Here is a 13,399-nt window from a genome sequence, read left to right as displayed (position 1 = left end):
GTGACTGGCCTAACCGCCGGTCGTGCTCATATGCCGGTCAACGGCCTGATTGCGGCTGCGTCGGTCAATGATGAAATCATGACCCTTGGGCTTGCGCGTGATTGCCTCACGGATGGCATCGGCAACCAATTGATCATTCTCACTGCCGCGTAGGGCATTGCGCAGATCGGCGTGATCATCCTGGCCCAGGCACATATAGAGCTGACCCGTACAGGTCAGGCGGACCCGGTTGCAGCTCTCACAGAAGTTGTGGGTGAGGGGGGTGATAAAGCCCAAGCGCCCGCCGGTTTCCTCAACCCGCATGTAACGCGCCGGCCCCGCCGTTCGATCCGGCAGGTCGGTCAGTGTCCAGCGTTGGCGAAGCTTGGCCCGCACCATGGATAGCGGCATGTATTGATCGAGGCGTTGCCCCTCACCAAGCTCACCCATCGGCATCACCTCGATAAAGGTGAGGCCAAACCCCTCATCCCCGCACCAGGTGACCAAATCATCGAACTCGTCATCATTCTCACCGCGCAGGGCAACGGCGTTGATCTTAATCTTAAGTCCGGCCTTCTGAGCCGCTGCGATGCCAGCCTTAACACGGTCCAGATCGCCCCAGCGGGTGATCCGCTCAAACTTCTCAGCGTTCAGGGTGTCGAGGCTGACATTGACCCGGCGCACCCCGGCATCGGCCAGTTGATCGGCAAAGCGATGCAGCTGGGTGGCGTTGGTGGTCAGGGTTAGTTCATCCAATTGCCCACTCGCCAGATGGCGCGACAGGCTTTGGATCAGCGTCATGATGTTTCGGCGGACCAAAGGCTCGCCGCCGGTTAGGCGCAGCTTACGCACACCAAGGCCAATGAAGATGGAGCAGAGGCGATCCAGCTCTTCCAGGCTCAATACCTCCCGCTTAGGCAGGAAGGTCATATCCTCGGCCATACAGTAGACGCAGCGGAGGTCGCATCGATCAGTGACCGAAACACGCAGATAGCTGATCGCCCGTTGAAACGGGTCGATAAGCGGCGCGGTGGCCGGGTCCATCATGGTGCTAGGCTGATCGAGCATAGTCGCCAGATATTGGGATCAGATGTGGCCAATGCCACTGGGTACTTAGTTTAACGACCTCGCCCGGCAACACCAACCGGACCCGGCTAACCCGGTGATAAATTCTTTTTGGGCTTTCGTGATCGGGTCGTAGCGTAAGGGAATAAGATATCTGATGCGCAATATTAGTCGCTTGAAGGATACGACAAACGACGCGCAACAGATGCACCGGCGCCCTTGGCGCCTAAACGGTAAGGCCTTGGCTAGGAGGGTGTATGATGATTCAGCGCAAAGAACCGAACGCTGCCGATCTCCAGATCGCCCCAAGCGGTGAGCCCATTATCATCGTGCCTGAGGTTCCACCATCCAACGACATCATCGAGATCCACATCGCGGGCGATGATGCCGATATCATTGTTGATGGTGACGTTTTTGGCCGGTTTACCATCATGACCAACACGCTGAAGTCTTGGTTGGTGATGGCTGAAGAGGTTGGCATTCAAGCCGCCAATACGGATGGCCCGTTTGCCGCGCTGATCTATGCCCCGGTGTTTCAATGCCGAAAGCTGGTTCAGCCCGCCAATCTAGCTGAGTAACGCTGTTACGCGGCTTGCCTGCCGGTTACCCCAGCATCAATCTCTGCGGCCTTTTCGACCACGTCTGCCCAGCCAATCTCTGGGCTTTGCGGTATCGCGGAGAGGAAGCGACGCCAAGCCCGCGCGCCCGGGCGGCCATTCATCAGGCCCATAAGGTGGCGGGTAATGCTTTTCAGTGGTGTCCCAGCCGCGATCCGTTCAGCCACATAGCTGTCTAGGCCATTCAGGATTTTGCTGGGTGGCTCGGTGACGCTTGCGCCAAACAGCGCTTGCTCGGCCGCTGCCATGAAGAGTGGGTTCTGATAGGCCTCACGCCCGATCATCACGCCGTCCAGTGCCGGTAGATCACCTTTAGGCACGATGGCAGCCTCAATCTCACCAAGGCTACTCAGCCCGCCATTTAGAACGATTTCGATTTCCGGCAGCCGCGCTTTTAGGGCGCGAACCCGGTCATAGTCCAGTGGCGGAACATCACGATTTTCCTTTGGGCTCAGACCTTTAAGCCAGGCTTTTCGCGCATGAATGTATAGGCGATTAGCCCCCGCCTCGATAACCGCATCAACAAACCGGTCCAGGAATGGGCCGGTATCGCTGTCATCAATCCCAATGCGGCATTTGACGGTGACCGGTGTATCCGTGGCACCAGCCATGGCCTTGACCAGTTTTGCCACATGCTCTGGCTCTTCCATGAGGCAGGCACCAAACCGACCGGATTGAACGCGGTCAGATGGGCAACCACAGTTCAGATTGATCTCATCATAACCATAGCCATTGGCAATCTCGGTCGCCCGGGCCAGATCATCTGGCTCAGACCCGCCAAGTTGCAGGGCGATGGGGTGCTCCTCAGTTGAGTAAGCAAGATGCCGCTCTTGATCACCATGCAGGATCGCACCGCTGGTCACCATCTCGGTAAACAGCAGTGTGCGTGGGGCGATAGCCCGCATGAAACGTCGCTGATGGCGGTCGGTCCAATCCATCATTGGGGCGCAGCTTAAGTGTGCATTTTGGGATATATTGCCCATTACTTTCAGATGGTTATCCGTCGCATGATCTTCATCGGTAAAGATAACCTGTACCGCCGGGGAACTCAAACCGCGGCGCAGGTGGAAGCCATTGGTCTTACGACGCGCAGCGAGAGCCTGCTTCTAGCCCAAATGCACGAATGCTGCGATGCTGATTAGTAATCACGTTGCGGGAAGCAGGCCCGCTTTGCGCGGGCCTGCTATATCCTTCGGTTTCTAGCTCTTCACAAAGTCCAGAAGATCGGCATTCACGAGATCAGGATGGGTGGCAAAGAAGCCGTGCGATAAACCTGGATAGACCTTCAGTTTACCGTTTGGCAGAAGCTTGACCGCTTTTTCAGCTGAGTTCCCGATCGGAACAACCTGGTCGTCAGCGCCATGCATGACGAGCGTCGGTACATTCATTGCTTTCAGGTCGTCGGTTTGATCTGTTTCCGAAAATACGGCGACGCACTGATAGTGTGCTGAGGCGGATCCCATCATGCCCTGACGCCACCAGTTGTTGATCAAACCTTGGCTGACTTCGACACCCTCACGGTTGAAGCCATAGAATGGACCGGATGGCACATCGATGAAGAATTGAGCCCGGTTGGCGGCAAGCGCGGTACGTAAGCCGTCAAAGACCTCTAATGGGACCCCGTCGGGGTTCGTGTCGGTCGCCAGCATCAGTGGCGGAATAGCGCCCAGAAGGGCTGCTTTGGCGACGCGGCCTGGTTCCGCCTTGGCGACATAAGCGGCAACTTCACCGCCCCCTGTCGAGTGACCGACATGGATCGCGTTTTTCAAATTAAGCGCTGCGGCGAGGTCCACCACGTCGTTCGAGTAGGTCGCCATATCATGGCCAAGGTCAGTCTGATCAGATCGGCCATGCCCGCGTCGATCATGGGCGATCACCCGATATCCTTTGGCCAGGAAGAACAGCATCTGGTTATCCCAGTCGTCGCTGCTCAACGGCCAACCATGGTGAAAGACTATGGGCTGCGCGTCACGTGGGCCCCAATCCTTGTAAAAGATCTTTGTTCCGTCGCGGGCTTCGATTGTTGACATGGTTAGGTCTCCTTCTTCCTCCGATGTCGATGGCAGGAGTATTGCGATCGGGACTACATCTTGCGATTGTCAAAAAAGACAATTTGAGGTTCAAAAATGACAAATGAGGATTTTGCCGCGGAAATCGGCCTTCTGATCTATCCCGACTGCCAACTTTCGGCCGTCCACGGTTTGACCGACCTGTTTCGGATTGCGGGCGATTGGGCTGAAGGCGGTAGGCAAGTCGTGCGGGTCACGCATTGGCAAGGTCAGGACGAAGGGCTGCCAAACTGTATCTGGGATAGCCACCCCGGGTCGGCGCACAAACTTGACTATGTCATCACGCCGCCGAGCATCGTGATGCCAGAGCGGATGCAGCCCATGCCACAGGAAGCCGCATGGTTGAACGCTCAACATCAAAGTGGAAGTCGTGTCTGCTCAATCTGCGCTGGTGCCTTTGTATTGGCCGAAAGCGGCTTGCTGCAGGGGCGACGAGTGACAACACACTGGGCTTTTGCCAAAGAGTTGGCGGAACGTCATGGGGATATCGACGTCGCCGATCGTGACCTGGTTCTAGATGATGGCGATATTATCTCTGCAGGTGGCATTCTTGCCTGGACAGATCTGGGTCTAACGCTGGTTGAACGTTTCTTTGGCCGTAGCACGATGCTGTCAACAGCCCGGTTTCTGGTGATCCAGCCGCCGCGCGCAACGCAGTTGCCTTACACCGATTTCATTCCAAATTTCGATCACGGGGACGCGGCCATATTGCGCGTGCAGCACCATATCCACGCCGATCTACAAGTACCGCTGAAGTCGGATGCCCTTTCAGAAATTGCTGGCCTGGGATTGCGGACATTCATGCGTCGATTTGCAAAGGCCACGACGCTGAACCCAAATCTGTACGTTCAACAAGCGCGTATCGCGAAAGCTCGCAGTATTCTCGAGTTAACGGATCATCCGGTGGATCAGATCTCTTGGGAAGTGGGCTACAAGGACCCGTCCGCCTTCAGCAAAACCTTTCAGCGGCTTTCTGGAATGTCAGCTTCAGAGTACCGAAAGAACTTCGGCGCGATGCGTGGCTAACTGACAGATGTAGAGATCGTCGAGGGTGAGGCCGATGGCTGCTTTGTTCGTGTTACGGGCGAACATCGAACTCAATCAAGATTGCCAGCGATATTTCAAAGATCTAAGCGCGGCCCTCTTCAAGTCGATCAGCAATATACTCGGCAATTGGTATGGCCGACGTCGCGGCGGGTGAAGGGGCGTTGCCGACGTGCAGGCACCGCTCACTCTCAACAAACAGGAAGTCATCAATGATCTTGCCATCGGGCGCCACTGCCTGGGCCCGAACCCCGGCCGGGTAGTGGGTAAGGTCGGCCAGTTGGATGCGCGAGCAGTATTTGCGTACTTGTTTGAGGTAGAGCCGCCTAGAGGCCGATGCCGTGAGCTCTGAGATAGCGGAGGAGGCGTTCTGCGCCAACATGCGCCAGAACCCACCATAGCTCAGCGTGGACGCCATATCTCGGGCTGAGATATCGGCCAGACGATATCCCTCACGCTTAAACGCCAGAACTGCGTTAGGGCCGACGGTGAAACCACCATCCAGCTTACGCGTGATGTGTACACCAAGGAACGGACGCTCTGGATCCGGGACCGGGTAAATCAGGTGCCGGACCAAATCCTCTGGCTGGTTCTGGAGCCGGAAGTACTCGCCCCTAAACGGGATCACCCGATAACCGGGCTTATAGCCGAAGGCACGGATTAGCCGATCAGAGTGAAGGCCGGCACAGACAACAACGCGGTCCGCATCAATCAGCGCCTTATCAGTACCAACCAGCACAGCTGATTGGGTTTCCGTGCCGGTACGCACCTGCTCGCCATATCTCACCTCACCGCCACGGGCGGTAAACAGCTTGGCCATGACCTCGGTCATGCGCTTGTAATCAGCGATACCGGTGGAGGGGGAGTAGAGGGCCGCGAGGCCGTTGATATGCGGCTCTATCTGCCTGATGCCCGCCTCATCAACATCCTCAATCACGATACTATTTTGCCGCGCCCGCTCGCCCAGCTTCTTCATCCGGGCGACCTCGGCGTCATTGGTTGCGACGATGAGTTTGCCCAGGCGCTCGTGGGCAACGCCATGTTCGGCGCAGAAAGCTTCGGTTGCGGGAACGCCAGCACGGCAGAATTGCGCCTTCAGACTGCCGGGGGCGTAGTAGACACCGGCATGGATAACGCCAGAGTTGTGGCCGGATTGATGGGCGGCGGGGCCAGCCTCTTTCTCCAGCACGGTGATCTTTGTCTTGGGGTTACGGGCCTGCAGCTCAAGCGCTGTCGCCATCCCGATGATGCCAGCACCAATGATCAGTATGTCTGTCGTTTCATTCATATCCGGGTATCCGGCTCGATGACTGACGCCTAGCGTTGAACCTTAAGTGCCGGAAATGGAAAGGGAAATACCTGATACCCAAGAATGGGCAGGTTTCTGCGCCATTAGGCCAGTTTAGCGTTGTGTGTGCGCGGTTCTGGGCCTAGCGAATTGGGCTAAGGAGTGATGAGCCATGTCTGCACAGCCCAATCCGCCAGCCGGTGACGATGAATACCTCGATCTTGGGGGGGAGCGTGTCCGCCTGTTCTCAACCGATCACCTGACCATTCAGAACGTCTATGCGGCCCTGTCGGATGACAAATTGATTGAGCAGTTTGAGCGTTATGAAGAGCGGGTAGGCGAGAATACGCCAGGGGTTGTTAAGGCCATGCACCGGGCGCTGAAAACGGGTGAGTACCTTGAGGGTAAGCCGGTTGATGATGTCTTCCTCCGTGTCGCGGTGCGTGAGGGGACAGGCTATGGCCTTGGTGCGGCATGGGGTGTCTCGCCAGAGGCCCATCTGCTTTATGCTGGTGCTGCGCGCCTAATGACCCGTATGGGCTACAAGCATGATGAGCCGCTGCGTGGGATGATCGTTGCTAAGCCTGATCAGGCGCCGCCAGATGGACCGGCAAACGACCGTAAGGGCGAGCCGCCGCGCGGTATGAAGCCTTAATCTGATTATTCAGACGTCGCCTCGGCCTTGCCGAGTGCTTGGGTAACCGCATTGATACCTAGATCGACAATACCCTCCGCCTTCACGCCGGGCGGAGTGATAACTTTGAACATCATCGCGTCAATAATCCGGTGCACACTAGTCCGGGTGCCATCCTTCATGGCCGAGCAGCCAGCATTGATGAAGTAGGTGCCGGTTAGCATGCTGCAGACAAAGTCGAAGCGCACTTCGATCAGGTCACCGGGCTTGACCGTCAGTTTCTCTTCATCCGGGCCATGGGATGGGCTGCCGCCCAGATCGATGCCTCGTTTGGTCCGGATATACATGCCGAACTGCACGCCTTCATTCGCCTCATCAAAGTCCACACGGAACCGATAGGTATAGCGTTGACCGTGGATGAGGTGATTAACCCGTTTGCCGCCCGGTGTGGTGATGTGGGGATCGCTAATCCGCCCGCCATTGGGCACATACTCATTCATCGTCGATGAGATGAAGCCAGGATCGTAGTAGGGCTCTGGCGCGTTCGGATCGACCTGTTCAGGCTCTACGGCTGCCTGTTCAGGTTCTGGCTCCGGCTGTGGTGCCGCTGCTTCCCGGGCTGCCTGCGCGCGGATTTCCTCGATCAATGCCGCGTTATCGGTACCGCGATCATAGAGCAGGCGTTGGTAGTACTGAACGACCCGCCTTGGGCTGTCATCGAGCACTAGCTCGCCCTGATGCAGCAGTAGGGCACGGGAGCAAAGCTCAACCACGGACACGGCAGCATGGCTTACAAAAAGTAGGGTTGAGCCCTTTTCCAAGAGGCCGTGGAGGTAGGTGAAGCATTTCCGCTGAAACGCCTCATCACCAACCGATAGCGCCTCATCAACGATCAAAACCTCTGGCTCAACCGCGATCGCAACGGCGAAGGCGAGGCGCATATACATACCGGTTGAGTAGGTCTTTACTGGGCGATCCAGGAAGTCGCCAATCTCAGAAAACTCAACAATTTCAGCGTATTTTGCGTCGATCTCTTCCCGGCTCAAACCCAGCACTGCGGCGTTGAGGTAGATATTCTCCTCACCCGTGAAATCTGGGTTGAAGCCCGCGCCAAGCTCCAACAAGGCGGCGATCCGGCCATGAACCTGGCAAGTGCCGCCGGTCGGGGTGAGGGTGCCAGCCAGCAGCTGCAGCAGCGTGGATTTGCCGGAGCCATTGCGGCCCATAACACCGATGGCTTCACCGCGCTTAATCTCGAAATCAACGCCCTTGAGCGCCTCAAACTGGGTGAAGAGCTGTTTGCGCCGGAAGATGGCCTGCAGCAGCCGGTCCTCGGGGCGTTTGTAAATCCGATAGGCTTTTGCGAGGCCCTTTGCCTCGATCACCACATCGCTTCTGGGCTGAACCTCAGATGACATCGGAGAAGCCCCGCCGTGATTTGAGGAATAACCAATAGCCCGCCTGGGCAAAGGCAAGGGCGGCGATAGAGTAGATGCCGAGTGCCAGCCAATCTGGCTGCTGACCATACAGAACCACCTGGCGGAGGCTCTCAATAATCAGGGTTAATGGGTTGTAATATAATAGAAAACGGAGCTCTTCAGGAAACTGCTCGATGGGAAAAAAGATCGGTGAGACGAAGAGCAGGATTGTGGTCATGATCGCTGTCACCTCACCAATATCGCGCAGGAATACACCCAAGGCGGCGAGGGCCCAGCCCAGGCCTAAGAACAGCGGGATCAATGGTAAGAGAGCAATCGGTGCCAATAACGCTGTAAGCGGCGGCACGCCAATAAAGATCACATAGGCGCCGAGCAGTACCAGGAAGCTAACAGCCGTATGGAACAGGCTGGATATCAGCAGCACATAGCTCAAGCTATCGAGTGGGAAGACAACCTTCCGAACATAGTTGGCATTGGCCAGCACCAGCGTTGGGGCCCGGTTCAGGCAATCAGCCAGTAGGCCATGCACGATCAAACCAGCAAACAGCACGACCGCGAAGGTGAAGCGGTTATCGCCTATGCCCGGTTGGTTCCAGCGCACCTCGAACACCACGCTAAAGACGAAGGTATAGACTGCCAGCATCAAGAGGGGGCGCCCAATCGACCATAGGAGGCCAAGCACAGAGCCACGATAGCGCGCCGTCACGTCCCGCTTGGCAAGCTGCCAAATGAGAAATGGGTGCTGGATCAGCGGTTGAATAAACAGGCGCATCGCGATGGATTTAAAGGGCCAGGGTTGATCGGTGGCGCGCACCATAAGAAAAGCCGGGTGGATAATCCATCCCGGCTGAACGCTGAGGTCATTTGTTTTGCAAAGCTGATGGAAATCAGCATCCAGGCGGTCGTATCCGACTAATGCCCAATGACCCTAGATATGGAAGCTCTCACCGCAGCCGCAGCGACCCTTTTCATTGGGGTTGTTGAAGACAAAGCGGCTTTCAAACCGGTCCTCAACGTAATCCATCTCACTACCGATCAGGAACATGACAGCGGCCGGGTCGATGAAGACGCGGGCGCCCTGATCCTCGATGACCTCTTCAAACTTCTTCTGATCATGGGCGTATTCGATGTCATAGGACATGCCAGAGCAGCCCTTGGTCGAGATCGCAACCCGCAGGCCAAGCACAGGATCGTCCGAGCGATTCATGAGCTCACGAACCCGATTTGCCGCTGCCTCTGTCAGTTTGATCGGGGCGGGCAATGGCTTTCTGGCTGGCTTCTTAGCAGCTGTGGTTGTCTGTTCTGCGGTCATGATCAAAACATTCCCAATTCCATCTGCGCGAATTCACTCATCATATCAGGGGTCCAGGGTGGGTCCCAGATAATCTCGACCTCTGCTTTATCGATACCCTCAACTGAGACGGCGGCATCTTGCACCCAACCCGGCATCTCGCCAGCGACGGGGCAACCCGGGGCCGTGAGCGTCATCTTAATGTCCAAGGTTCGCTCAGTGTCGAACACAACATTGTAGATGAGGCCCAGCTCAAAGATATCAACCGGGATCTCGGGGTCGAAGACCTCCTTAAAAGCCTCAACTAGTTTTGGGTACAGCGGGTGATCAAATGGCGCCTTAAGGAAGGGTGGGGGCGGAAAATCCTCATCCTCTACAGGCGCGCTTGGCGCAGAACTGGCCGGCGCAGTTGCGGGCGCAGGGGCAGGTGATGCCTCTGACTTCAGCGGTGCGTCTGGAATATCATCCGGAATTGTGCGTGATGTGTCGTCCATCTCTGAACCCCTTACATCAGTAACATTTTGGCTTTCTCGATCCCTTCCGCAAGGAGGTCGATCTCAGCCTTCGTATTATACATGCCAAAGGAAGCGCGGGCAGTACCAGCCACACCAAGGCGGTCCATCAGTGGTTCGGCACAGTGCTTTCCGACACGCACGGCAATGCCGAGGCGGTCCAGGATTGTGCCCATATCATGGGAATGCAGGCCATCAACAGCGAATGACATGATGGCGGCCTTATTCTCCGCCTGGCCATAGAGCGTTAGGCCTTCAATGGCGGTCAGCCGCTCCGTCGCGTAGAGCATCAGGCTATGCTCGTGGGCGGAGATGGCATCCATGCCAATCGCAGCGACATAATCCAGCGCTGCCGCCATGCCGATCCCCTCAATAATCGGGGGGGTGCCAGCCTCAAACTTGTAGGGTGCGCCCTTAAACGTTGTCTCGGCGAAGGTGACCTGCTCGATCATATCGCCGCCGCCCTGGAAGGGCTCCATCTTGTCCAGGATCTCGGCCTTGCCATACATGATGCCAATACCGGTGGGGCCATAGAGTTTATGGCCGGTGAAAATAAACAGGTCGCAATCTAGGTCCTGCACATCAACCGGCATATGGACCGCCGACTGGCTACCATCAAACAGGACTGGAATGCCCCTGGCATGGGCACGCTCAACCACCTCTTTAGCCGGCACGATCGTCCCCAGCACGTTTGAGGCATGGCAGATTGAGACAAGCTTGGTCTTTGGTCCCAGTAGCGCCTCAAATTCGTCGATTAGGAAGTTACCCTGGTCATCAATCGGCGCGATTTTGAGCTCAATACCAATCTCTGTCCGCAGCATCTGCCAGGGGACAATATTGGCGTGATGCTCCATTTCCGTGATGATGATCTCGTCACCTGCTTTGAGATGGGCGCGGCCAAAGCCATGCATCACCAGGTTGAACGCCTCGGTGGCGTTGCGGGTGATAACGATGTTCTCCCGGCTTGGCGCGTTGATATGCAACGCTGCCTTGTCGCGGAGGGCTTCATACTGCTCAGTTGAGCGTTGGCTTAGGGTGTGAACACCACGATGGACGTTGGAGTAATCATGCTCCAACAACCGGGTCATGGTGTCGATCACCTGCCGGGGTTTTTGAGCGCTGGCGCCATTATCAAGATAGACGAGTGGTTTGCCATTGATCTGCTGGGCAAGGGCGGGGAAGTCCGCCCTTATCGCCTCAACATCATAGGCATTTGAGATCACTCGATTTTCCGCAATGGCAGATTGGCTCATCGGGCTAGGCTCACAGGTTTTTCAGGCGGTCCCGCATGATGTCGAGGAACAGCTCCTGAACGTCATCATGCTCAATCAACTCAATCGCTTCACCTAAGAAGCTCTCGATTAGCAGGGCGCGGGCCACTGCCTCTTCAATGCCGCGTGAGCGCATGTAGAACAGCGCTTGCTGGTCGAGTTGACCGGCGGTTGCGCCATGGCTGCACTTCACATCGTCAGCATAGATCTCAAGCTCTGGCTTGCTATCGATTTCGGCGGTTTCAGAGAGCAGGATTGCCTGGTTCAGTTGATAACCATCGGTTTTCTGCGCACCTGGATGCACAAAGATTTTGCCCTGGAACACCGCATGGCCCTTATCGGCAATCACACCCTTATAGGTCTGATTGGAATTGCCATGCTCAACCAAATGGTCGGTATGGGTTGTGGTATCGGTATGCTGCTCACCATCAAGCAGATAGACGCCGTTTAGGTTGGACGTAGCGCCGGTGCCGCGCAGGGCAACATGAACTTCATTCCGTGCCAGCTTGGCGCCGGTGGTCAGGGTGAAGTTGTCATATTTGGCGTCACGGCCAACAACCGGGGTGATGGTTGAGATGTGGGTGCCATCGGTGCTCTCCGCGTTAAAGCGGTAGTGGCCCAGATGGGCGTTATCACCCAACACAATCTCGGTCACCGTGTTGTTCAGATAGGTGCCGGTGCCGGACCAGTGTTCCATCACGCTGGCATCGGCGCTGCCCTCAACCACGATCAGGTTGCGTGGCTGGTAGGCCGGACGCTCACCATCAGCGGTGGTAATGACGCTCACCTCAATCACCGGCTCAACCTTGGTATTGCGCGGGACATAGAGGAACAGGCCATCATTCAGGAAGCTGGCGTTCAGGGCAGGGAAGAAGTGCTGATCTGCCGCTGCCAGGCGCCCCAGATGTGGCTCGACCAAGTCCTTATGATCGTTAACCGCGGCCGCCAAGCTGACGGCAATCACACCCTCTGGCAGCTTTGATAGATCAGAAGCTGCGGCATCAAACCGGCCATTCACCATGACGATGCGAACGGAGCCTTCCAACAGGCCGCCAGCAGGGTCATTGGCCGCCGCCTCATCCACCACGGGCAGGTAAGGGGCGTTATCCAGATCGCGAACAGAGGTGAACTTCCACTGTTCATTCTTAGGGCCTGGCAGACCACGCTCAGAGAACGCGCCAAGGGCAGATTCACGGATCGACTGAACCCAGTCTGGTCCGTCGAGATTATCGGCGAGCTTCTCAAAATGCGCTTTGTAAGCGTCCACCGAGTTATGGATATGATGGGCCGGTATCATGATGTCGTCCCTATAATTCCTACAAACAGATCAATGCGTTGTGCGGATGCTTACGCGGCGTCTTCAACGCCGAATTCGGCATAACCTTTGGCTTCCAGCTCCAGGGCGAGGTCTTTGTCGCCGGTCTTCTGGATCTTGCCATGGGCCAACACATGCACCTTGTCTGGCACGATGTAGTCGAGCAGACGCTGATAGTGGGTGATGACGAGGAAGGAGCGGTTTTCGGACCGCAGCGCGTTAACGCCATCGGCAACGATCTTCAGCGCATCAATGTCGAGGCCACTATCGGTCTCATCCAGCACCGCGAATTTCGGGTCTAGAACGGCCATCTGCAGGATTTCGTTCCGCTTCTTCTCACCACCGGAGAAGCCGACATTGACGGCACGCTTGAGCATTTCAGCAGACATGCCCAGCTCCTTAGCCTTCCCGCGAACCAGTTTCTGGAACGCCATGGCCTCAATCTCATCTTCACCCTTCTGCTTGCGGATAGAGTTCACCGCCTGACGCAAGAAGGTGGTGTTTGGCACACCGGGGATTTCAATCGGGTATTGGAAGGCGAGGAATAGGCCAGCGGCGGCACGCTCTTCTGGCTCAAGCTCCAAAATGTCTTCGCCATTGAAGAGGATTTCACCCTCGGTGACCTCATACTCTTCACGGCCGGCGAGGACATAAGAGAGGGTGCTCTTGCCAGAGCCGTTAGGGCCCATAATGGCATGAACTTCACCTTCGCCGATCGTCAGGTCTAGGCCCTTTAGGATTGGCTTGCCTTCGATTTCCGCATGTAGATTCTTGATCTCAATCACGGTTTTTCTCCATTTAATACAGGTGGTTACCTGCAGTCTCTCAGTTATGCGCTGTGCGCTTTGTTAAAGAAGAACCAGGCTAGGCCCAGC

At 56.4% G+C, this 13,399-nt stretch carries 14 protein-coding genes; 3 read left to right on the top strand and 11 right to left on the bottom strand.

The annotated features are described in order from the left end of the window. Window positions 1–9: 9 nt before the first annotated feature. The gene (gene moaA / locus KI792_06655; protein ID MBV6632698.1) at window positions 10–1,047 is read right to left on the bottom strand and encodes a GTP 3',8-cyclase MoaA; all 1,038 of its coding nucleotides are present in this window, start codon (window positions 1,045–1,047) and stop codon (window positions 10–12) included. A gap of 257 nt (window positions 1,048–1,304) precedes the next feature. Here moaA and KI792_06650 point away from each other — a divergent pair, with 257 nt between their 5' ends. Beyond that, the gene (locus KI792_06650) at window positions 1,305–1,622 is read left to right on the top strand and encodes a hypothetical protein (GenBank protein ID MBV6632697.1); all 318 of its coding nucleotides are present in this window, start codon (window positions 1,305–1,307) and stop codon (window positions 1,620–1,622) included. A gap of 5 nt (window positions 1,623–1,627) precedes the next feature. Here the strand turns inward: KI792_06650 and dusA are convergent, their stop codons facing one another. Beyond that, complete coding sequence (dusA, locus tag KI792_06645) at window positions 1,628–2,644, bottom strand: tRNA dihydrouridine(20/20a) synthase DusA (GenBank protein ID MBV6632696.1); 1,017 nt, start codon at window positions 2,642–2,644, stop codon at window positions 1,628–1,630. Between the two features lie 216 nt (window positions 2,645–2,860). Continuing rightward, the gene (locus tag KI792_06640; protein MBV6632695.1) at window positions 2,861–3,691 is read right to left on the bottom strand and encodes an alpha/beta hydrolase; all 831 of its coding nucleotides are present in this window, start codon (window positions 3,689–3,691) and stop codon (window positions 2,861–2,863) included. A gap of 96 nt (window positions 3,692–3,787) precedes the next feature. Between KI792_06640 and KI792_06635 the strand changes: the two genes are divergently transcribed. Then, window positions 3,788–4,756, top strand: a complete 969-nt coding sequence (locus KI792_06635) for a GlxA family transcriptional regulator (protein ID MBV6632694.1) — start codon at window positions 3,788–3,790, stop codon at window positions 4,754–4,756. 103 nt (window positions 4,757–4,859) lie between these two features. On the opposite strand, the gene lhgO is transcribed toward KI792_06635, so the two are convergent. After that, the gene (gene lhgO, locus KI792_06630) at window positions 4,860–6,062 is read right to left on the bottom strand and encodes an L-2-hydroxyglutarate oxidase (protein MBV6632693.1); all 1,203 of its coding nucleotides are present in this window, start codon (window positions 6,060–6,062) and stop codon (window positions 4,860–4,862) included. A gap of 172 nt (window positions 6,063–6,234) precedes the next feature. On the opposite strand from lhgO, the gene KI792_06625 reads away from it, so the two are divergent. Beyond that, window positions 6,235–6,717, top strand: a complete 483-nt coding sequence (locus KI792_06625; GenBank protein MBV6632692.1) for a hypothetical protein — start codon at window positions 6,235–6,237, stop codon at window positions 6,715–6,717. A 5-nt stretch (window positions 6,718–6,722) separates the two neighbouring features. Here KI792_06625 and KI792_06620 read toward each other — a convergent pair whose 3' ends face one another. From KI792_06620 to sufC, 7 genes are all read right to left on the bottom strand, one after another. Continuing rightward, the gene (locus KI792_06620; protein MBV6632691.1) at window positions 6,723–8,114 is read right to left on the bottom strand and encodes an ABC transporter ATP-binding protein; all 1,392 of its coding nucleotides are present in this window, start codon (window positions 8,112–8,114) and stop codon (window positions 6,723–6,725) included. Next, on the bottom strand, window positions 8,104–8,907 hold the full coding sequence (locus tag KI792_06615) for an ABC transporter permease (GenBank protein ID MBV6632690.1): 804 nt from the start codon (window positions 8,905–8,907) through the stop codon (window positions 8,104–8,106). The genes KI792_06620 and KI792_06615 overlap by 11 nt, the downstream gene beginning before the upstream one ends. A gap of 156 nt (window positions 8,908–9,063) precedes the next feature. Continuing rightward, entirely contained in the window at window positions 9,064–9,447 is a 384-nt protein-coding gene (locus KI792_06610) for an iron-sulfur cluster assembly accessory protein (protein MBV6632689.1), read from the bottom strand. A 2-nt stretch (window positions 9,448–9,449) separates the two neighbouring features. Then, a complete protein-coding gene (locus tag KI792_06605) occupies window positions 9,450–9,920 on the bottom strand; it encodes a DUF59 domain-containing protein (protein MBV6632688.1) in 471 nt (156 codons plus the stop codon). An 11-nt stretch (window positions 9,921–9,931) separates the two neighbouring features. After that, window positions 9,932–11,191, bottom strand: coding sequence for a cysteine desulfurase (locus tag KI792_06600; protein ID MBV6632687.1), 1,260 nt, complete (start codon window positions 11,189–11,191; stop codon window positions 9,932–9,934). Between the two features lie 10 nt (window positions 11,192–11,201). Further along, complete coding sequence (gene sufD / locus KI792_06595; GenBank protein MBV6632686.1) at window positions 11,202–12,506, bottom strand: Fe-S cluster assembly protein SufD; 1,305 nt, start codon at window positions 12,504–12,506, stop codon at window positions 11,202–11,204. Window positions 12,507–12,556: 50 nt separating this feature from the next. Next, window positions 12,557–13,309, bottom strand: coding sequence for a Fe-S cluster assembly ATPase SufC (sufC, locus tag KI792_06590; GenBank protein ID MBV6632685.1), 753 nt, complete (start codon window positions 13,307–13,309; stop codon window positions 12,557–12,559). Window positions 13,310–13,399 lie beyond the last annotated feature (90 nt).

It is taken from the genome of Alphaproteobacteria bacterium SS10, assembly GCA_019192455.1.
In the GTDB taxonomy this organism is placed as follows: domain Bacteria; phylum Pseudomonadota; class Alphaproteobacteria; order TMED2; family TMED2; genus TMED2.
The sequence above is the reverse complement of the archived record's forward strand: the minus strand, read 5'-3'. Positions and strand labels throughout refer to the sequence as shown.